Genomic DNA, 19145 nt, shown 5'->3' on the forward strand with positions numbered 1-19145 from the left:
TCGCTATGAATATATTCGATCACTATCGTCAGCGCTACGAAGCTGCTAAAGACGAAGAGTTCAGCTTGCAGGAATTTCTCACTATCTGTAAGCAGGACCGCAGTGCATACGCAAACGCCGCAGAGCGACTGTTAACGGCTATTGGTGAGCCGGTGATGGTTGATACTGCCCAGGAGCCTCGCCTTTCTCGCCTCTTCTCTAACCGTGTGATCGCCCGCTATCCGGCGTTCGAAGAATTTTACGGCATGGAAGAAGCCATTGAGCAGATCGTCTCCTATCTCAAACATGCCGCCCAGGGACTGGAAGAGAAGAAACAGATTCTCTACCTGCTCGGCCCGGTTGGGGGTGGTAAATCCTCCCTGGCGGAGCGGCTAAAATCACTGATGCAGCGCGTGCCAATCTACGTGCTGAGCGCCGATGGCGAACGTAGCCCGGTTAACGATCATCCTCTGTGCCTGTTTAATCCGCAGGAAGACGCCAATATTCTGGAGAAAGAATATGGCGTTTCCCGGCGTTACCTTGGCACCATTATGTCGCCGTGGGCGGCTAAACGCCTGCATGAGTTTGGCGGTGATATTACTCGCTTCAAAGTCGTAAAAGTCTGGCCATCCATTCTGGAACAGTTGGCCATTGCCAAAACTGAACCGGGTGATGAGAACAACCAGGATATTTCCGCCCTAGTCGGTAAAGTGGATATCCGTAAGTTGGAAAACCATGCGCAGAACGATCCCGACGCCTACGGTTATTCTGGTGCGCTGTGCCGTGCGAACCAGGGCATCATGGAATTCGTCGAGATGTTCAAGGCACCGATTAAAGTGCTGCACCCCCTGCTGACCGCCACGCAGGAAGGTAACTATAACGGGACTGAGGGTATCTCTGCCCTGCCGTTTAACGGGATTATCCTTGCGCACTCTAACGAATCTGAGTGGGTGACGTTCCGTAACAACAAAAACAACGAGGCCTTCCTCGACCGTGTTTACATTGTAAAAGTGCCTTACTGCCTGCGTGTATCGGAAGAGATTAAGATTTACGAGAAACTGTTAAACAGCAGTGAATTGCTCTCTGCACCTTGCGCACCGGGCACCCTGGAAACGCTGGCTCGCTTCTCGATTCTTTCTCGTTTGAAAGAGCCGGAAAACTCCAGCATCTACTCAAAAATGCGCGTCTATGACGGGGAAAGCCTGAAAGATACCGATCCGAAATCTAAGTCCTGGCAGGAGTACCACGATTACGCCGGGGTTGATGAGGGCATGAACGGTCTCTCCACCCGTTTCGCGTTTAAAATCCTGTCACGCGTGTTTAACTTTGACCACGCGGAAGTGGCGGCTAACCCGGTTCATCTGTTCTACGTGTTGGAACAGCAGATCGAACGTGAGCAATTCCCGCAGGAGCTGGCAGAGAAATACCTTGAGCACCTGAAAGGCTATCTGATCCCTAAATATGCGGAGTTCATCGGCAAAGAGATTCAGACTGCGTATCTGGAATCTTACTCTGAATATGGTCAGAACATTTTTGACCGCTACGTGACCTATGCGGACTTCTGGATTCAGGATCAAGAGTATCGCGATCCTGATACCGGGCAGTTATTTGACCGTGAGTCACTGAATGCTGAGCTGGAGAAAATCGAGAAACCGGCGGGTATCAGTAACCCGAAAGATTTCCGTAACGAGATTGTCAACTTCGTGCTGCGCGCCCGTGCCCATAATAGTGGCCGCAATCCGAACTGGACCAGTTACGAGAAGTTACGCACCGTGATCGAGAAAAAAATGTTCTCCAACACGGAAGAGCTGCTGCCGGTGATTTCGTTCAATACCAAAACATCGACCGATGAGCAGAAAAAACATGATGATTTTGTCGACCGCATGATGGAGAAAGGCTATACGCGCAAGCAAGTTCGCCTGCTGTGCGAATGGTATCTGCGCGTGCGTAAGTCTTCATAATCATCGTCTGTAAGCAAGCGTTTCTATCAGGGTCGGCTTTGGCCGACCCGGCTTACAATGCAGTTTGGGGGAATTTTATGGCCTATTTCATCGATCGGCGATTAAACGGCAAAAATAAAAGTGCGGTCAACCGGCAGCGCTTTTTACGTCGTTATAAATCGCAAATCAAGCAGTCGATCTCCGAGGCCATCAATAAACGCTCGGTGACCGATGTTGAGAGCGGTGAGTCTGTTTCCATTCCAATTGACGATATCAACGAGCCAAGTTTCCATCAGGGCCGCGGTGGCAGCCGTCATCGCGTCCATCCAGGGAACGACCACTTTGTGCAGAATGACCGCATCGAACGCCAGCAAGGTGGTGGCGGAGGCGGCGGTGGTGGCCAGGGTAATGCCAGCCAGGATGGTGAAGGACAGGATGAATTTGTCTTCCAGATCTCAAAAGATGAGTATCTGGATTTGCTGTTTGAAGATCTGGCGCTGCCTAATTTGCGCAAAAATCAGCACCGCCAGTTGAACGAGTATAAAACCCATCGGGCGGGATTCACGGCCAATGGCGTTCCCGCTAATATCAGTGTGGTCCGTTCTTTGCAGAACTCGCTGGCACGTCGCACCGCCATGACGGCGGGCAAGCGTCGCATGCTACGTGAACTGGAAGAGACCCTGAGTGAAGTCGAAAACGCGGAACCGGTGCAACTGCTGGAAGAGGAGCGTTTACGCAAGGAGATCGCCGAATTGCGTGCGCGTATCGACCGCGTGCCGTTTATCGATACCTTCGATTTGCGCTACAAAAACTTTGAGAAGCGCCCCGAGCCTTCCAGCCAGGCGGTGATGTTCTGCCTGATGGACGTCTCCGGTTCGATGGATCAAGCCACGAAAGATATGGCAAAACGCTTTTATATTCTGCTCTATCTGTTCCTGAGCCGGACGTATAAAAACGTTGATGTGGTGTACATTCGTCACCATACGCAGGCCAAAGAGGTGGATGAGCAGGAGTTCTTCTACTCCCAGGAAACCGGCGGGACCATTGTCTCCAGCGCACTGAAGTTGATGGATGAAGTGGTTAAAGAACGCTACGATCCGGCGCAGTGGAACATTTACGCCGCTCAAGCCTCGGACGGTGATAACTGGGCGGATGATTCACCGCTATGTCATGAAATTTTGGCAAAACACATTTTGCCTGTGGTGCGCTACTACAGCTATATCGAAATCACTCGCCGTGCGCATCAGACGCTATGGCGTGAGTACGAGCACCTGCAATCCGTGTTTGATAATTTTGCCATCCAGCATATTCGTGAACCGGAAGATATCTATCCGGTATTCCGTGAGCTGTTTCGTAAGCAGGTTGAAGAACCGCGTTAACACAGGCAAAAGCAGTCATCTCTGGCTGCTTTTTTCTTCTATCCCAATAAATACTCAAAACTTAAACAACTATCAGGATGTTGCGAGTACAACACCCCCCTGTTGTTTAATCGCCGCTTAGCCATTCAGCGTGATAGTGGCATTCCTCTCCTGCGGCAAACGTCGCGCCTCAAGATAGACTGAACGCCAGTATGGGTTGTTCAGCGAAGAACGCGTGACACCCTGGCTGGAGGATGCATGGAGGAAATTGTCATTCAGGTCATAGAACCCAACGTGCAACTCCCCTTTGATGCGGAAGAACACCAGATCGCCCGGTTGCAGGCTACTCTTCTTCACCGGTTTACCCATACGGATAAGTTCGGCGGTGGTGATGCGATCCATATTCATATTGAAGCGATCGTGCAGCGTACGCCAGACAAACCCGGAGCAATCCACCCCTTTTAGCTGCGTACCGCCCCACTGGTAGGGCGAACCTTCCCAATGATGCATTTGATCGTGTAATGCCGCCACAACCGCAATCATGTCTGGATTCGCAGTAGCAGCGCCTTGATCGGCGGTTTGGTTAACCGGCTGCTGCCCCTTATGGCTGGAGCAGGCAGTCACACAAAATATCAGAGCAAGAATCGCGAGTTTGTGCACAGGTTTGTCCATGAGGCAAATAAACCGTCATTAATGGCCATTTCAGGCGGTTAAGGGGCAATTATTGTGTCAAATTAGCAAATTGACACATAAAAGAAAGTATAGAATCGTGGTGTCAGCGCACAAAAATGCAAAATTTTATTTCATAATTACCGTGCAGCACTGTATCAGACCGGTATCTATGGCAGATGAGGTGTTAAGATGTTCATGACAAAACTGGCCTCTAAAGCGGTAAAAGCACTCAGAGCGCCATTTATCTGCATCTTATACTTGCAACCGTTTGTTTAACCACTATCTTGGATGGGGTCCCTACCCTGATTTACCGCACATTTTGCTCTGCAGGAGATCCCCTTTTTGAACACCAGCGTTATTTACAGTCTTTTCATTATCGGTTCCGTGCTGGTGGCCGCCAGCATCCTGCTCAGTTCATTTTCATCCCGTTTAGGGATCCCCATTCTGGTTATCTTCCTGGCGCTTGGGATGCTGACCGGCGTGGACGGCATCGGCGGCATCGCCTTTGATAACTACCCCGTCGCCTACCTGGTGTCTAACCTCGCGCTGGCCGTGATTCTGCTCGATGGTGGTATGCGTACCAAAGCCAGCTCCTTGCGCGTGGCTCTGGGGCCTGCGCTATCGCTGTCGACCATTGGCGTGCTAATTACCGCAGGGTTGACGGGTATGATGGCCGCCTGGCTATTTAACCTCGATATCATGCAGGGCTTTTTGATTGGTGCCATCATCGGCTCAACCGATGCCGCAGCGGTCTTTTCCCTGTTGGGCGATAAGGGGTTGAACGAGCGCGTCAGCGCCACCCTGGAGATTGAGTCGGGTAGCAACGACCCGATGGCCGTATTTTTAACCATCACCCTGATAGAGATGATTCAACAAGGCCAACATGGATTAAGCTGGATGTTCCTTGTCCATCTGGTGCAGCAGTTCGGCTTAGGTATTGTGCTTGGCCTCGGTGGCGGTTGGTCACTACAGCAAATTATCAATCGCATCAGCCTGCCTCAGGGCCTGTATCCTCTGCTGGCGGTCAGCGGGGGCATTCTGGTTTTCGCCCTCACCACCCTACTGGAAGGCAGCGGCATTCTGGCGGTTTATCTGTGTGGATTCCTGTTAGGCAATAGCCCAATCCGCAACCGCTACGGCATTCTACAAACCTTTGATGGCATGGCATGGCTGAGCCAAATTGGCATGTTCATCGTGCTTGGCCTGCTGGTCACCCCGTCTGACTTATGGCATATCGCGGTGCCCGCGATGATTCTTTCCCTGTGGCTGATTCTGGTGGCGCGTCCGCTGTCAATTCTGGTGGGGCTACTGCCGTTCCGTGGTTTTACCGGACGTGAACGCATCTTCATCAGTTGGGTAGGATTACGTGGGGCGGTCCCCATCATTCTGGCGGTGTTCCCGATGATGGCCGGGTTGGAAAACGCCCGTCTTTACTTCAATATCGCCTTCTTTGTGGTATTAGTGTCGTTAATGCTTCAGGGCACATCACTGGGGTTTGCGGCGAAAAAAGCCAAGGTCATTGTTCCTCCCACCGCGTCCCCCATCAGCCGCGTTGGGCTGGATATTCACCCGGAAAATCCGTGGGAACAGTTTGTTTACCAACTGAGTGCGGATAACTGGTGTGTCGGCGCTGCGCTGCGTGATTTACAAATGCCGCGCGACACCCGGATCGCCGCGCTGTTTCGCGACAATGTGCTGCTGCCCACCGGCAACAACACGCGGCTAAAAGAGGGGGATGTGCTGTGCGTGATTGGACGTGAACGCGATCTCTCCGCGCTGGGCAAAATGTTTAGCCAGTCACCGCCTGTTGCCATGGACCAACGCTTCTTTGGTGACTTTATTCTGGATGCCGAAGCACGGTTGGGGGATGTGGCGCAAATTTATGGCCTCGACATCAATGAAGAAACCAACCAGCAGCAGTCACTGGGTCAGTTGATTATGGCGATGCTGGGCAGTACCCCGGTGGTGGGCGATCAGGTCGAATGGAATAATCTTATCTGGACCGTGGCAGAGAAAGAGGACAACCGTATCGCCAAAATTGGGGTTAAGGTCACAGAAGAGAGAGAATAATCTGAAAGCCACTGGCGTTGATCCGTGCCATAAATGACTATGGTTATCTTATGGTCAATTTACTGGGGGTTGCTATGGGTCATGTAGTCAAGATTGGGCGCTATGAAATCGTTGATGCTGAGTTCAATCCCAACAATGTGCGGGACGTCAGCATCCCCTGCAATACCAATCCAGGCCTGAGTTATCAGCTGGATGGTTGGGATCACGAAACCAGCGTCCCGGCGTGGATCGATGGTCGTCGCATGGATCTGAAAATCGACCATTACGATAAAGAACAGGACAGCTGGGTGTTAAACCGCCCCGCTTAATTGTTTTCGCCAGCCTTGGTGGCTGGCGTTTATTCTGATATATGGCGTTAATCCTAAAAAAATTATTTTCCTTGCCGTGTCATTCATTTTCCCTCTTCAGCAAAGTGCCCGCTTGGTTAAAAAGTAATTTAAGATTTTTACCCTGTTCCCAGTGTTCTCCTTCTAATGCATACTCCCTGAGTCGTCATTTTATTCTAAAAGTAAAACATGTACTCGCCGAAGGTGAATGCATTGCTTTGATTTATCTATCTTTTTAGCTTCCTGGCTTGCAGTCCTGTGGCAATGACATTCTCATCCTGAACGCGTACTTGATTCTGGTCAGACCATCTTTTACTCCAGTAAAGAGAGCAGGTTATATGGCAAGTACAATAGTTTTAAATGCAAACACTCGCTCATGGAGCGGGTTCCGTAAAAATATTATCGTTAAATTAGCGCTAAGCATTTCCGATTTACTTGCCCTCAACCTGGCCCTGTTTTTATCAGCGGTGACTATTCAGGGAATATGGGGCGATTTGAACAGCTTCATTCCACCGCAACAGATTGAGTACCGTTTTGTGGCGCAATTCGTGATGTCTGTCCTATGCACAGGATGGTTCTGGATGCGCTTACGCCACTACACCTATCGCAAACCTTTCTGGTTCGAGCTGAAAGAGATTGTCAAAACCCTGGTGGTCTTCTCCCTGCTTGATCTGGCACTGATTGCTTTCTCCAAATGGGACTTCTCGCGTCTGGTATGGTTGTTTAGCTGGAGCTTTGCCCTGCTGCTGCTGCCGCTGTTTCGTTCCATCGTAAAACATGCCATTAACCGTGCCGGTCAGTGGCAGAAAGAGACCATTATTATTGGTTCCGGTAAGAATGCCCGTGAAGCCTACGCCGCATTGCAGAGTGAAGAGATCTTAGGCTACAACGTACAGGCTTTTATTGCGGTGGAGTGTGATGAGCAACGGCCAGAGAGCGTTAATGGCGTGCCGGTTATCACCTGGAAAGATATTAACTGGCAGACCATAGACCGTGAGAATACCCAGTTCATCGTGGCTATGGAGTTTGAGCAGCAGCCGGTACGCGACAAATGGCTGAAATTCCTCTCTAAAATGAAATGCCGTTCGGTGTCAGTGGTGCCTACACTGCGCGGCGTGCCACTGTATGGCACAGACATGTCATTTATTTTCAGCCACGAAGTGATGATCCTGCGCGTCAGCAATAATCTGGCGAAGCACTCTTCACGCCTGCTGAAACGCACTTTCGATATCGTTGTTGCCTCCATACTGCTGCTGTTCCTCGCGCCCGTATTTGGCTTGCTGTGTTTTATGGTTAAACGAGACGGCGGTAATGCCATTTACGGTCATGAACGTGTGGGGCATGAGGGCCAGAAGTTTAAGTGCCTGAAGTTTCGCTCAATGGTAACCAACTCTAAAGAGGTACTCGAAACGTTACTCGCCACCAGTGAGGAAGCCCGGGCAGAGTGGGATCGGGATTTCAAACTGAAAAACGATCCGCGTATCACCAAAATTGGCGGATTTCTGCGGAAAACAAGCCTGGATGAGCTGCCCCAACTCTGGAATGTCTTGCGTGGCGAGATGAGTCTGGTCGGGCCGCGTCCGGTGATTGAAGCAGAGCTGGAACGCTATGCTGGCGACGTGGATTATTATCTGATGGCGAAACCGGGAATGACCGGTTTGTGGCAGGTCAGCGGGCGTAATGATATCGACTACGATACCCGCGTCTACTTTGACTCCTGGTATGTGAAAAACTGGGCGTTGTGGACTGACATTGCGATCCTGTTTAAAACCGCTGGTGTGGTTTTCCGCCGTGACGGTGCCTACTGAGTAAGGTTGATTGTCATACCTGATACCAGGTATGACAATTTCTCCCTGCCCACTCTTCCCTTTTCCCGCCTGAATCATTACCCTCTCAAATCTTTTTCCTCTGAAAACACCGGCCTGCCATGCAAAAATTTACTCTGTTACTGCTCAGTCTGGTCCTGCTGGCCCCGCTCGGTATTGACCTTTATCTGCCCACGCTGCCGCAAATTGCGCTGGGACTGAATACACCAATTGAAAACATACAAACCACAATCCCGATTTTTCTGTTGGTGATGGGGATCGGCCAGTTGGTCAGTGGCCCGCTGGTGGATAACTATGGCCGTAAACCCATCGCCATCGCTGGGCTGCTGTTATATTTCACAGGCAGCGCCATCGCCGCCACTGCAACCAGTTGGCCGCTGTTTTTAACGGCGCGCCTGGTGCAAGGCTGTGCGGTATGTTGTAGTGCTGTGGTTGCATTCAGCGGCGTGCGAGACCGCCTGCAAGGGGATGACGCGGCCCGCGCGTATGGCTTCCTCAATGGTGCGCTGAATATTGTCCCTGCCCTTGCCCCACTGCTGGGCGGCCTGTTGGCTCAGGCATTTGGCTGGCGCGCGCCTTTTTGGTTCCTGTGCGTTTATGCGGCGGTGATCTTGCTGCTGGTAATGCGTTTCTTACCCGAAACTCGCCCGGCAGATACGCTGCGGGTACGCGGGCTGCCGTTGCGCCAGTACGCTGCGATTCTGCGCTCTGGCCGCTTTATCGCTTTTGCTTGTGCTAATGCTGGCGCATTAGGCATGGTGCTGACGTATGTGTCTCTGGCACCGGATGTGTTGATGACCAGCGGCGGGCTCACTGCCCTGCAGTTCTCTATCGCATTTGGGTTGAATGGTTTTTGGATCATGTTCGTTAGCACCATCGCTAACCGTACGATCCGTAAAGTCGGCAGGCCGTTCTGCCTGATGGTGGGCACCTTTGCCATGCTGGTGGGTGCAGCCCTGCTCACCGGCGGTCAGCATCTTTTCGCCGCACAGCTACAGACACACTGGGCACTCTATATGATCCCGGTAGGTATCTCAGTCGCGGGTCTTGCCTTTACCGTTGGTCCTGCCACCAGCTATGCGCTGGAGCCGTATCAGCAACAGGCGGGCGTGGCCTCTGCACTGCAAGGATTTATTCAAATGGCAGGAGCCGCCAGCGCCAGTTTGCTGGTAGTGGCGTTGCCGATCGCAGCAAAGTCGGCACTGGCGCTGATGATGCTGGTAGGTGCAGCGCTGGCGTTGATCGCCTGGCGCTGCAGTAAGCGCGTACAGGGAACCCTGCGCGAAATTAAATAACCTGCACCGGTACGCGTGGTGCCAGAGCACACATCAGCTCATAGCCTACCGTACCGGCTGCTTTTGCCACCTGATCGATTTTGACCTGATTGCCCCAGAGTTCCACGGTTGAGCCAATACCCGCATCCGGGCATGGGGTCAGATCGACCGTAATCATATCCATTGAAACTGCCCCAACGACTTGCGTCAGAATGCCATCCACAGCCACTGGCGTGCCACTCGGCGCGTGACGTGGATAACCATCGGCATAACCACAGGCGACAACACCGATACGCTGCGGCTGCGAGGCACGATAACGATAGCCATAGCCGACACCGTCTCCAGTCTGGAGCTGTTGCACACCAATGATCTCACTTTGTAGGGTCATCACCGGTTTCAGGCCGGTTTCTGCAATATCTTGCCACTCACCGCTGGGCGATGCGCCATACAGAATGATCCCCGGACGTACCCAGTCGTAGTGCGCTTCAGGATGCCACAATGTGCAGGCAGAATTAGAGAGCGAACGCGGCACGGCCAGCCCTTCGGCGGCTTGCTCAATACGCTGAAGCGGCTCCACCAACCCTTGCGGATTCTCTGCGTCGGCAAAATGCGCCATTAAGGTCATATCGCCAACATTCGGTAAGGCACGCAACTTCTGCCACACATTGTGCAGCTGTTCCGGGCGGAACCCGAGACGGTTCATCCCGCTATTCACTTTGACGTAGATATCAATTGGCGCGGAAAGCGATGCGTTGGCAATCGCCTGAATCTGCCAACTGCTGTGTACGCTAGTGGTTAAGCGATAGCGATCAATCAGGTCCAGGTCTTCCGCGTGGAAAAAGCCTTCAAGCAACAAAATGGGCTTTTGCCATCCCGCCTCGCGCAGCAGGATTGCTTCTTCCATATTCAACAGTGCAAAACCATCGGTGGCTGACAGGCTCTGCCAGACACGGGCAATACCGTGACCATAGGCATTAGCCTTCACCACTGACCAGATACGCGAATCCGGTGCTGCCTGACGTGCAACAGACAGGTTATGACGCAGCGCTTGCTGATCAATGGTGGCAAAAACGGGACGTGACATTCTACTTCTCCCTGATGCTTAACGGGTCGCGCTGGCATCACGCAGTGGCGCGGCCTGCCCGGAATTCCCCGACAAATAACGAAACACGGACAGATCGTCTGCTGCAATGGCTGGACGCTTGCCGGAAATTAAATCGGCCAACAGCTGGCCTGAACCGCAGGCCATTGTCCATCCCAGCGTCCCGTGACCGGTGTTGAGCCACAGATTGCTGAGCGGCGTTGCACCCACGATTGGCGTGCCGTCTGGCGTCATTGGACGCAAACCGGTCCAGAAGCTGGCCTGTTCAATGTGACCGCCTTCAGGATAGAGATCGCGCACAACCATCTCCAGTGTTTCCCGACGCGCAGGCAACAGTTTGGTGTTAAAACCAACAATTTCCGCCATGCCACCTACCCGAATACGCTGATCGAAGCGGGTTACCGCCACTTTGTAGGTTTCATCCAGAATGGTAGAGACCGGCGCAGCAGCGCTGTCTTTTACCGGGATGGTCAGGGAATAGCCCTTCAGCGGATAAACCGGGATATCCACAATATTGTGCAACAGCGCGGTAGAGTAAGAGCCAAACGCCACCACGTAGGCATCCGCTTTGATCACTTCCTCACCACACTTCACGCCGTAAATGCGATTACCTTCGCGCAGTAGCTGATCGACAGAGGTGTTAAAGCGGAACTTCACGCCCGCCTCAGCGGCCATTTTTGCCAGACGCTGCGTAAACAGTTGGCAGTCGCCGGTTTCATCATTCGGCAGGCGCAAGCCACCCGTGAGTTTATGCTGGGTTGCGGCCAGTGCCGGTTCGATGCGCGATAACTCACTCGCCTTCAGGAGTTCATAGGGCACGCCCGCTTCCTGTAATACGGCAATATCTTTACTGGCGCTTTCATACTGTTGCTCGGTGCGGAACAGTTGCAGCGTGCCGCCCTGACGCCCTTCATAGGCGATGCCGGTGGCCTCTCGCAGCGTTTTCAGGCAATCACGGCTGTATTCGGCGATCCGCACCATGCGGGCTTTATTCTGCTGGTAGTGGTTCATGTCACAGTTACGCAGCATATTCCACATCCACTCAAGCTGGAATCGGCTGCCGTCGAGGCGGATCGCCAGAGGAGCATGGCGCTGGAACATCCATTTAACTGCTTTTAGCGGAACACCTGGTGCCGCCCAGGGGGCTGCATATCCGGGAGAGATCTGGCCTGCATTGCCTGCGCTGGTCTCCAGCGCGGCATTTTCCTGGCGATCAATCACCGTTACTTCATGACCGGCTTGCGCCAGATACCAGGCACTTGCCACGCCCACTACACCACTTCCAAGAATCACTACCCGCATACGTCCCCCGACGAACCCGATGAGCACAATCATCTACAATTTAAACGTTAGCCAGAGCATCTGCCATGGCTACTACTCACAAAATCTGTGAATTCATTTCACCCTGGTTTACGAATTTGGGTAACTAAAATCTTTTTCAAATTAAAAATACAGTGATTTATGCGCTTTATTGTTCAAAGATTAATCATTCACATGACAAAAACAGTTAAAAGCACTTTTTTCAGCACATTCAATCGGGGTAATAACTTTGACTTATAAACAGCTATTAAATCCTGACTTTTCAGGATAATTAGAATTAAATTCCACGGTAGGTTTTTTTTGATTTAAAGAAGTGATTTTCTACCAAATATTTAAATTGAGTTCTGGTTTCGGATAGGAGACAGTGAACTATCATTGAAGTGTGTGCGCAGTAGTTTCAGGTTCTCCAGGGCGCAGGATGAGGCCCCTATATCACCACGACCGCCTTAATTGGTTGGCAAAACAGAGGTGCGCTATGACGACATTCTTTGACGATCCTATCAAGCATAATCAACGTCTCAGTGACGGGCCTGACTGGACCTTTGAGCTCCTCGATGTGTATCTGGCGGAAATCGACCGGGTGGCAAAACTGTACCGTCTCGATACCTACCCGCACCAGATTGAAGTGATTACCTCCGAACAGATGATGGATGCCTATTCCAGCGTGGGTATGCCCATCAACTACGCCCACTGGTCGTTTGGTAAAAAATTCATTGAAACAGAACAACGCTATAAACACGGGCAGCAAGGTCTGGCCTATGAGATTGTCATCAACTCCAATCCCTGTATTGCTTATCTAATGGAAGAGAACACGATGACCATGCAGGCGCTGGTGATGGCTCATGCCTGCTACGGGCATAACTCTTTCTTTAAAAATAACTATCTGTTCCGCAGTTGGACCGATGCCAGTTCGATTGTTGACTACCTGTTGTTTGCGAAAAAATACATCGCGGATTGTGAAGAGCGTTACGGTGTTGAAGAGGTGGAGCGACTGCTCGACTCCTGCCATGCCTTGATGAACTATGGCGTAGACCGCTATAAACGCCCGCAGAAGATCTCTCTACAGGAAGAGACTGCGCGCCAGAAAAGCCGGGAAGAGTATCTGCAAAGCCAGGTGAATACCCTGTGGCGCACGCTGCCAAGACGTGACAAAGAAGAAGTGCACGTACAGGCTTCCCGCTACCCTTCTGAGCCACAAGAAAACTTGCTCTACTTTATGGAGAAAAATGCGCCGTTGCTGGAACCCTGGCAGCGTGAGATTTTGCGCATTGTGCGTAAAGTCAGCCAGTATTTTTATCCGCAAAAACAGACGCAGGTGATGAACGAAGGGTGGGCCACTTTCTGGCACTACACCATCCTTAACCATCTGTACGATGAAGGGAAAGTCACAGAACGGTTTATGATGGAGTTCCTGCATAGTCACACCAATGTGATCTATCAGCCCTCCTACAACAGCCAGTGGTACAGCGGGATCAACCCGTATGCCCTGGGTTTTGCGATGTTCCAGGATATTAAACGCATTTGCCAGCAGCCCACCGAAGAAGATCGCTACTGGTTCCCAGACATCGCCGGGTCTGACTGGCTGGAAACGCTGCATTTTGCCATGCGTGAATTTAAGGACGAGAGCTTTATCAGCCAGTTCCTGTCACCTAAAGTGATGCGCGACTTCCGCCTGTTTACGGTACTGGATGACGATCGTAACAACTTCCTCGAGATCGCGGCGATCCACGATGAATCCGGTTACCGGGCGATTCGTCAGCAGCTCTCCGCACAATATAACCTGAGCAACCTCGAACCGAATATTCAGGTGTATAACGTAGATCTGCGCGGGGATCGCTCCCTCACCCTGCGTTATGTTCCGCAGAGCAGAACACCGCTGGATCGCAGCCGTCGTGATGTGCTGAAACACGTGCATCGTTTGTGGGGCTTCGATGTGATTCTGGAGCAGCAAAACGAGGATGGTGGCGTGGAACTGCTGGACCGCTGCCCACCGCGCGGCTCCCCTTCCCTGTAAGCATGAAAAAAGCGGCTCTGGTGGCCGCTTTTTTTATCTCTGTGCAATTAACGCTTTGGACTGAGGTCTTCCGGTAAATTGCCCTGCATGCTGTGCCAGATTTCACCGCTGCGACGACCGTATTCACGCACGGCTTCCACAATCATCTCCTGCGTTGGCTGTGCATCACACAACGCCAACAGCTGACGGTAGAAATCGGCAGCCAGCTTGCGAGCTTCCTGATTAGAGAAGAAGTGACGTCCGACGCGAGTATATAAGCCTTTCAGCCCATTCAGAATCAAACCATAAATCGGGTTGCCTGAAGCAAAAGCCAGCCCGCGGAAAATACGGTAATCCAGTTCAGTAAAGCTCTCTGCTTGATCGCCAGCCTGGTTAACCGCTTCCAGCACGCTGCGCGCTTTATCGGCATGGTGGCGGATCGCCCGGCTAATAAAAATGGAGGCGACGTTGGTGCGCACGGATAACACGTTGTCGATTAACACGGGGACACTATCGTGATCGAGGCGGGCGAGAGTTTCGAGAATATTGAGGCCCGAGGTTTCCCAAAAATCATTCACTTTGGTGGGTTTACCGTGCTGAATGGTGAGCCAGCCATCGCGAGCCAGGCGCTGTAACACCTCGCGCAGGGTGGTGCGCGTGACACCAATCAGTTCCGACAGCTCACGCTCAGCCGGGAGGATCGAACCGGGGGGAAAGCGGCTATTCCAGATGCTTTCAATAATGTACTCTTCAGCAAATCCCGCAGGGCTTTGCGCCTTTATCACCATAGCCGTTTTCTCGTCGCTTTCTCTCTCATAATGGGGCTCATCATACCAGAGGCAAAAAGCGGGATATAGTTGAAGCCACGGGAAAAACGTGAGTAGCTGAAAAAAATTGCACTTTAGACTACAGATAAATGTAATCGGTTAACCGTTTGCGGCATTTCTGATTAAGATCATATTTATGCACTCTTTTTCCCCCCTCGACAGATGGCATCCACCGTCCGATGGTTTACACTGCGTGACGTTACTATTTACAGGGAAAACCTTATGTTGCGATATCTGAATCAATCCTCACATGGGCGTGGTGCATGGTTGCTGTTGGCCCTCACAGCATTCGGACTGGAGTTAACCGCACTGTGGTTTCAGCATGTGATGCTACTCAAACCCTGCGTAATGTGTATTTATGAACGTTGCGCCCTGTTTGGCGTGATGGGTGCTGGCATCGTGGGGGCTATCGCCCCGAAGACACCGCTGCGCTATGTTGCATTACTAATCTGGATTGGCAGTGCGATTAAGGGTCTGAGTCTGGCCTGGGAACACACCATGATCCAGTTGCACCCCAACCCATTCGTGACCTGTGATTTTGCCGCCCACTTCCCAACCTGGCTGCCACTGGACAAATGGCTGCCGTCAGTCTTTGTTGCCACTGGCGACTGTGCCGAGCGCAGCTGGACGCTGTTCAACCTGAGTATGCCACAATGGCTGGTCGGGATTTTTGCCCTGTATTTACTGGTGGCCGTGCTGGTGCTGATCGCGCAGATCCTGCGTCCGGCAAAACGCGACCTGTTTGGGCGCTGAGTCAGACCCCGTGCTGGTCGGGACGGTCGATAATATGGTCTTCCCAGTTCCTCACTTCACTCTCCCGTACGGCGATGTAGCGCACAGAAATACGCTGTGCATGCATCGCCTGCTTGCTGCCACTCAGCAACGGATGCCACGCCGGTAGCGTCTTGCCTTCACCCAGTAAACGATAGGCACAGGTGCGCGGAAGCCAGTTAAAACTGGTCAGGTTCTCACGTGTCAGTTTGATGCAGTCCGGCTCATATTCGAAACGGCGCTCATAGTTACGGCAGGAACAGGTGCGGATGTTAAGCTGATTACACGCCACATTGGTGAAATAAATCTCATCGGTATCGGCATCCTGCAGCTTGTTCAGGCAGCATTGGCCACAACCGTCACATAAGGATTCCCATTCCTCATCGCTCATCTGCTCCAGCGTTCGGGTCTGCCAGAAAGGAATGTCGCTCATGTTAATACCCACATAAAAAGTAAACCGCACCTTATAGCGATTCAGGTGCGGCGTTGCAAGTTTTACAGCACGCGCGTACTGATGGTTTGGCCGGCAAGCGAGACTTCCAGCGTATCACCGCTGCGCATTGGGCCCACACCTTCCGGCGTACCGGTCAGAATGACATCACCTGCGCGCAGAGTGAAGAAGCGACTCATGTAGGCAATCAGCGGTAAGATTTTATGAATCATATCTGCCGTGGTGCCATGCTGGCGCACTTCACCGTTCACCACCAGTTTAAGCTCCGTGTCCTGCGGGTCGCCCTGGAACTCACTCGCGGGAATAAATCCAGACATTGGGCTGGAGTTATCAAAACCTTTCGATTTTTCCCATGGCTGGCCTGCTTTCTTCAGACCGGCCTGAACATCACGCAAAGTGAGATCCAGCGCAATACCATAACCGGCAATGGCTTTCGCCACATGTTCTTCACTGGCGTGCTTCAGCGTTGCGCCAATCAGCACCGCTAACTCAACTTCGTGGTGGACTTCACCAAACTCACCAGGAATTTGTAGTGGTTCGCGTAAGTCGCAAATGGCGGTTTCCGGTTTGATGAACACCACTGGCTCGGTGGGGGTAGCGCTACCCATCTCTTTGATATGTTTAGCATAGTTACTGCCTACGCAGACCACTTTGCTGGTTGGGTAATCGAGTAACGCGCCTTGCCAATTACGATGCTGATACATGCTAATCCCCTGCTTAATTTATGTTTGCCGCCAGCTTAGCTGGCGATGTGCTATTCCTTTGACCGTCGGAACGCGACAGCAAAGACATAATAAGCTGGATTGACCACGAAGTTGATGCAGAAATTGTCATAATGCATAAATGAAGCGGCTACGGTCAGTACCGTAGCCGACCGGGCGAGCAGCCCGGTAAAATATATTCGCCAGATCGGGCGTCTTATATTATTTTTACAGATGAATCTGAATTACGCTTTTTTACCGCGCTCAAGATGGCTGGCAAGCAGGTTTTCTACTGGCGGTGGGATTTGTAAATAAAAGCCCTGCTCTTCCAGCGCCTGACGCACCTTATTAATGTCAGCATTGGCCAGCGTTTCGCGCCCGGCGAGGTTAATCACCATCGCCAGCTGCGGCTTGCCGAAACCGCGCAGCAGCTCTTCCGGGACGCGGGAAAAATCGTCCTTTTTTTCAACATAGAGATATGTCTGGTCACGTTGCGGGCTTCTGTAGATCACACAAAACATATTTTTTACTCGAATTAACAAAGATGGTGGCTTGCCTGAATATAGCAGTAACTATAACATGCTTGCAGTACTTCGAATATTGACTGCTCTGACTTAAATGCGATTTATCCGGCACGGGTCAGGCGGTCCATGGAACAGGACGAATCGGGACAGATGTCACAAACGCCAATTGAATTAAAAGGGAGTAGTTTCACCCTGTCTGTTGTCCACCTGCACCAGGCGCAGCCGGAGGTTATTCGCCAGGCACTGCAGGAGAAAATCGCGCAAGCGCCTCAGTTCCTGAAAAATGCCCCGGTAGTCCTCAATGTTGCAGGATTAGAGGGACCGGTAAACTGGAAGCAGTTACAGCAGGCCGTGCTTGCCACCGGCTTACGCATTATCGGCGTCAGCGGTTGTAAGGACGAAACACTGAAGCGAACGCTGACACGCGCAGGCATTCCGGTGTTAACGGAAGGGAAAGAGGGTAAGAAACGTGAAGAGCCCAAAGCCCCTGTCGAACCGGAAAAACCCGTTGTGTTAGCCGAACCCGCCATTAATAAAACCCGCGTGATCAATACTCCAGTGCGTTCTGGTCAGCAAATTTATGCCCGCAATGCTGACCTGATTGTCACCAGTCACGTGAGCGCTGGGGCAGAACTGGTCGCAGACGGTAATATCCATGTCTACGGCATGATGCGCGGTCGTGCGCTGGCGGGTGCCAGTGGCGATCGCGCCTGCCAGATTTTCTGCACCAATCTTTCAGCCGAGCTGGTCTCCATTGCCGGAGAGTATTGGATTAGCGATCAGATACCGGCAGAATTTTATACCAAAGCCGCACGCCTCAGCCTCAAAGATGGCGAGCTGGCAATACAGACTCTTAGTTAAGGCCCCTTTTCTTTCGTTAAGGAAATCAACATTATGGCACGCATTATTGTAGTTACATCAGGTAAAGGGGGCGTTGGCAAGACCACGTCAAGCGCGGCCATTGCGACGGGATTAGCGCAAAAAGGCAAAAAAACCGTCGTCATCGATTTTGACATTGGCCTGCGTAACCTTGACCTGATCATGGGGTGTGAGCGCCGCGTGGTGTATGACTTTGTTAACGTGATTCAGGGTGATGCCACGCTGAATCAGGCATTGATTCGTGACAAGCGCACCGAGCAGCTCTACGTTCTCCCCGCTTCACAAACGCGTGACAAAGACGCACTGACCCGTGAAGGGGTTGAAAAAGTGCTGAACGACCTGACTGCCATGGAGTTCGATTTTATCGTCTGTGACTCCCCAGCCGGTATCGAAACCGGGGCATTAATGGCGCTCTACTTTGCCGATGAAGCCATCATTACCACCAACCCGGAAGTCTCTTCAGTCCGTGACTCAGACCGTATTCTTGGCATTATCTCTTCCAAGTCTCGTCGTGCTGAAAACGGTGAAGATCCGGTGAAAGAGCACTTGCTGCTCACCCGTTACAACCCGGGTCGCGTTAGCCGTGGCGATATGCTCAGCATGGAAGATGTGCTGGAAATTCTGCGTATTCCACTGGTCGGTGTCATTCCAGAAGACCAGTCGGTGCTTCGCGCCTCTAACCAGGGTGAGCCTGTGATTCTTGACGATGAGTCAGATGCAGGTAAAGCCTATGCCGACACCGTGGAACGTTTACTCGGTGAAGAACGCCCCTTCCGCTTTATTGAAGAAGAGAAGAAGGGTTTCCTGAAACGCCTGTTCGGGGGATAAACCATGGCATTACTCGATTTCTTTTTATCCCGAAAGAAGAACACCGCTAACATCGCGAAAGAGCGGTTACAGATTATCGTTGCTGAGCGCAGAAGAGGCGACAGCGAGCCGCACTATCTGCCGCAGCTGAAGCGCGATATTCTGGAAGTGATCTGCAAATACGTGAAGATTGATCCAGAAATGGTCACCGTTCAACTGGAACAACGCGGTGAAGACATTTCGATTCTGGAGCTCAATGTGACGCTGCCAGAAGCGGAAGAAGCGGAAAAATAACGCGCGAAATCCCCCCTACTATCAGGGGGGA

The 19145-nt window shown here is 52.0% G+C and carries 18 protein-coding genes; 11 read left to right on the plus strand and 7 right to left on the minus strand.

What is annotated here, in order from left to right:
- The first annotated feature begins 5 nt into the window (after nucleotides 1-5).
- On the plus strand, nucleotides 6-1940 hold the full coding sequence (gene yeaG, locus B880_RS0105180) for a protein kinase YeaG (RefSeq protein ID WP_017346315.1): 1935 nt from the start codon (nucleotides 6-8) through the stop codon (nucleotides 1938-1940).
- Between the two features lie 77 nt (nucleotides 1941-2017).
- A complete protein-coding gene (locus tag B880_RS0105185) occupies nucleotides 2018-3298 on the plus strand; it encodes a YeaH/YhbH family protein (RefSeq protein ID WP_026042433.1) in 1281 nt (426 codons plus the stop codon).
- 117 nt (nucleotides 3299-3415) lie between these two features.
- On the opposite strand, the gene B880_RS0105190 is transcribed toward B880_RS0105185, so the two are convergent.
- On the minus strand, nucleotides 3416-3949 hold the full coding sequence (locus tag B880_RS0105190; RefSeq protein WP_017346317.1) for an NlpC/P60 family protein: 534 nt from the start codon (nucleotides 3947-3949) through the stop codon (nucleotides 3416-3418).
- Nucleotides 3950-4291: 342 nt separating this feature from the next.
- On the opposite strand from B880_RS0105190, the gene B880_RS0105195 reads away from it, so the two are divergent.
- From B880_RS0105195 to B880_RS0105210, 4 genes are all read left to right on the plus strand, one after another.
- Nucleotides 4292-6019: a potassium/proton antiporter gene (locus tag B880_RS0105195; RefSeq protein WP_017346318.1), complete on the plus strand. Its 1728-nt coding sequence runs from the start codon at nucleotides 4292-4294 to the stop codon at nucleotides 6017-6019.
- Nucleotides 6020-6093: 74 nt separating this feature from the next.
- Nucleotides 6094-6327: a DUF1480 family protein gene (locus tag B880_RS0105200; RefSeq protein WP_017346319.1), complete on the plus strand. Its 234-nt coding sequence runs from the start codon at nucleotides 6094-6096 to the stop codon at nucleotides 6325-6327.
- Between the two features lie 356 nt (nucleotides 6328-6683).
- The gene (gene wbaP / locus B880_RS0105205; RefSeq protein WP_026042434.1) at nucleotides 6684-8153 is read left to right on the plus strand and encodes an undecaprenyl-phosphate galactose phosphotransferase WbaP; all 1470 of its coding nucleotides are present in this window, start codon (nucleotides 6684-6686) and stop codon (nucleotides 8151-8153) included.
- A 119-nt stretch (nucleotides 8154-8272) separates the two neighbouring features.
- The gene (locus tag B880_RS0105210; RefSeq protein ID WP_017346321.1) at nucleotides 8273-9466 is read left to right on the plus strand and encodes a multidrug effflux MFS transporter; all 1194 of its coding nucleotides are present in this window, start codon (nucleotides 8273-8275) and stop codon (nucleotides 9464-9466) included.
- On the opposite strand, the gene dadX is transcribed toward B880_RS0105210, so the two are convergent.
- Together dadX and B880_RS0105220 are read right to left on the minus strand one after the other, a co-directional pair.
- Complete coding sequence (dadX, locus tag B880_RS0105215) at nucleotides 9459-10529, minus strand: catabolic alanine racemase DadX (RefSeq protein ID WP_017346322.1); 1071 nt, start codon at nucleotides 10527-10529, stop codon at nucleotides 9459-9461. The two genes, B880_RS0105210 and dadX, sit on opposite strands and share 8 nt — an antisense overlap.
- Nucleotides 10530-10547: 18 nt before the next feature.
- On the minus strand, nucleotides 10548-11849 hold the full coding sequence (locus tag B880_RS0105220; RefSeq protein WP_026042435.1) for a D-amino acid dehydrogenase: 1302 nt from the start codon (nucleotides 11847-11849) through the stop codon (nucleotides 10548-10550).
- A gap of 493 nt (nucleotides 11850-12342) precedes the next feature.
- On the opposite strand from B880_RS0105220, the gene B880_RS0105225 reads away from it, so the two are divergent.
- The gene (locus B880_RS0105225; protein WP_017346324.1) at nucleotides 12343-13881 is read left to right on the plus strand and encodes a SpoVR family protein; all 1539 of its coding nucleotides are present in this window, start codon (nucleotides 12343-12345) and stop codon (nucleotides 13879-13881) included.
- Nucleotides 13882-13928: 47 nt separating this feature from the next.
- Here B880_RS0105225 and fadR read toward each other — a convergent pair whose 3' ends face one another.
- Nucleotides 13929-14648: a fatty acid metabolism transcriptional regulator FadR gene (gene fadR, locus B880_RS0105230; protein ID WP_017346325.1), complete on the minus strand. Its 720-nt coding sequence runs from the start codon at nucleotides 14646-14648 to the stop codon at nucleotides 13929-13931.
- A 261-nt stretch (nucleotides 14649-14909) separates the two neighbouring features.
- Here fadR and dsbB point away from each other — a divergent pair, with 261 nt between their 5' ends.
- The gene (gene dsbB / locus B880_RS0105235; RefSeq protein WP_017346326.1) at nucleotides 14910-15440 is read left to right on the plus strand and encodes a disulfide bond formation protein DsbB; all 531 of its coding nucleotides are present in this window, start codon (nucleotides 14910-14912) and stop codon (nucleotides 15438-15440) included.
- A gap of 1 nt (nucleotide 15441) precedes the next feature.
- Here dsbB and B880_RS0105240 read toward each other — a convergent pair whose 3' ends face one another.
- The 3 genes from B880_RS0105240 to B880_RS0105250 all read right to left on the minus strand — a co-directional run bounded on the left by B880_RS0105240 (nucleotide 15442) and on the right by B880_RS0105250 (nucleotide 17131).
- Entirely contained in the window at nucleotides 15442-15891 is a 450-nt protein-coding gene (locus tag B880_RS0105240) for a YcgN family cysteine cluster protein (protein WP_017346327.1), read from the minus strand.
- Between the two features lie 62 nt (nucleotides 15892-15953).
- Nucleotides 15954-16613, minus strand: a complete 660-nt coding sequence (locus B880_RS0105245) for a fumarylacetoacetate hydrolase family protein (protein ID WP_017346328.1) — start codon at nucleotides 16611-16613, stop codon at nucleotides 15954-15956.
- Between the two features lie 242 nt (nucleotides 16614-16855).
- Nucleotides 16856-17131 (minus strand): YcgL domain-containing protein, encoded by a 276-nt coding sequence (locus tag B880_RS0105250; protein WP_017346329.1) that lies wholly within the window; start codon nucleotides 17129-17131, stop codon nucleotides 16856-16858.
- A gap of 153 nt (nucleotides 17132-17284) precedes the next feature.
- Here B880_RS0105250 and minC point away from each other — a divergent pair, with 153 nt between their 5' ends.
- From minC to minE, 3 genes are read left to right on the plus strand one after another with little or no spacing between them, the layout of a single operon-like run.
- Entirely contained in the window at nucleotides 17285-17995 is a 711-nt protein-coding gene (minC, locus tag B880_RS0105255) for a septum site-determining protein MinC (RefSeq protein WP_026042436.1), read from the plus strand.
- Between the two features lie 33 nt (nucleotides 17996-18028).
- Nucleotides 18029-18841, plus strand: a complete 813-nt coding sequence (gene minD, locus B880_RS0105260) for a septum site-determining protein MinD (RefSeq protein ID WP_017346331.1) — start codon at nucleotides 18029-18031, stop codon at nucleotides 18839-18841.
- 3 nt (nucleotides 18842-18844) lie between these two features.
- Nucleotides 18845-19114, plus strand: a complete 270-nt coding sequence (minE, locus tag B880_RS0105265) for a cell division topological specificity factor MinE (protein WP_017346332.1) — start codon at nucleotides 18845-18847, stop codon at nucleotides 19112-19114.
- Nucleotides 19115-19145 lie beyond the last annotated feature (31 nt).

The organism is Pantoea sp. A4 (assembly GCF_000295955.2).
GTDB classification, from domain to species: domain Bacteria; phylum Pseudomonadota; class Gammaproteobacteria; order Enterobacterales; family Enterobacteriaceae; genus Pantoea; species Pantoea multigeneris.